We start from the raw sequence: 1,684 nt of genomic DNA, 5'->3' as shown, positions 1-1,684 counted from the left end.
ACAGGTGGAGAAAAACATTGCGTTTTTCTCCACCTGTTTTATTTAGAGGGACTTATTAGACAGCCCCTTCTTGCCTATTCTTTTTTTATTCTTAACATCGAGTTCGCATTTGCCTGAAATTCATAGGGCACTTGTACTTCTTCGACTGTACATCCATGATCAGCAAGATAGCTAATTAATTTATCTAAATGTTCATATCGCTTTCCTTCTAAATCAATTAAAGGAAAAATGCGGATTTCCTCTTTCGTCACCCTTAACAGTTCGTTGATTGTAGCAATATGAAATTGGTAATCTAATCGGTCACTATACATAAATAAAAAATGAGCAGAAAGAAGAACATCAAATTCTGCATCTTTAAATGGCAAAGAAGGTAACGTAACAGGAACGTACCGTTCCTCGTTTTCTCTCATATCATTGGCGCATTCCTTTAACGCACTCAATCGATGGATTCGAAGATCTTCTACATCTTTAAAATAATCCCAAACATAATTACTTTTTGCTTTTTCCATATGCTCCATCGCATGTTCAACATCTTGGAGACCTTTATTTTTAAGATCTTTGCCTTGATGATAATAAGCGATATCACACGCGGTTACGTCTAATCCTGATTGGTTCCCAATCGCAGTAAATGAACATGCTCCTGCAGGACAATCGAGTATTTTCTTTCCTTCTAAGTCTTTTTTTGAAAGCGAAAACATATCTAAATACTCTTCAAACGTTCTCCCAATAAAAACGATTCGTTCTAAATCTAACTTTGTACTCTGCTCTACTCTACTCAACTAAACTCACCTCTTCTAAAAGATTAAATTTATACTATCACAATTAAATGGGAATGTTAACCTTTTTTATGTTTCCACTTAAACTAATCTGCTTGATTAGTTCACCCTAGCGCCAAAGGTGATTTTTTTCGGTTTTTAAGCTGTATATGTTATACATGTTTAGTTAACATAATCCGCATTCTAGGCAGTCTTATATAATTCACACTCTCTCCCTTTGGCTTAAAAACAAGTGTATAATTGGAATATATTATCATAAGAGAGGTGTTTTTATGAAGAATAGACCAATTTCATCCGTATTCATCACAACAGTTCTAATTGGACTTTCACTTTTAATTAGTGATTTTTTTAATAGTAAGAGGGCCTCATATTTAGAAGGGCTTTTCTCCGTTAGTTCAGTACTTTTTATTATAGGTTTAGGAGCCGTATTATATATTTTATTAGTACCGAGCTATGCTTTAATTGAAAATAAATTCAGATCCTCAAAATTCTTTTTAAAGCTCTTACTTTATATACTCATTGCTATAATACTTTCTCCAATTATTACATTGATTGTAGAACACAAACTATATTTAGATACACATATTACATCAATTTTAATCAGTTCCTTTATTGTATTTTCACTTCTAACTTATAAAAAACAAGTGAATTCTTAATGTATACAGTATGCAAAGCTAGTTTACATAAAGTCTCTTAAAGGAACCAAGCAAGCAAAAAGAACCCTTGCGGCAGTAGGGTTCAGCTAAGGATTCTTTTGCTTGAGTATGCAGCTTTTTATACACCGTTGATATGACGATGATCTTCAGGTGTGTGGTTGAAGAAAGAATGTATAAAAAGCGCTCCCTCTATAAATGTTGATTTATCAACGGTTTGAGCCGTTGGTGAGGTGTCAAAAAAATATTTTTCGA

General features: G+C 33.3%; 1 protein-coding gene. It reads right to left on the bottom strand.

Going from position 1 to position 1,684, the window contains the following annotated elements; translation table 11 throughout:
- Positions 1-74: 74 nt before the first annotated feature.
- Entirely contained in the window at positions 75-779 is a 705-nt protein-coding gene (locus AC1UFB_RS14650; RefSeq protein ID WP_482589429.1) for an SAM-dependent methyltransferase, read from the bottom strand.
- Between the last annotated feature and the right edge of the window lie 905 nt (positions 780-1,684).

The organism is Priestia sp. KCTC 13724, from assembly GCF_056820425.1.
The sequence above is the reverse complement of the archived record's forward strand: the minus strand, read 5'-3'. Positions and strand labels throughout refer to the sequence as shown.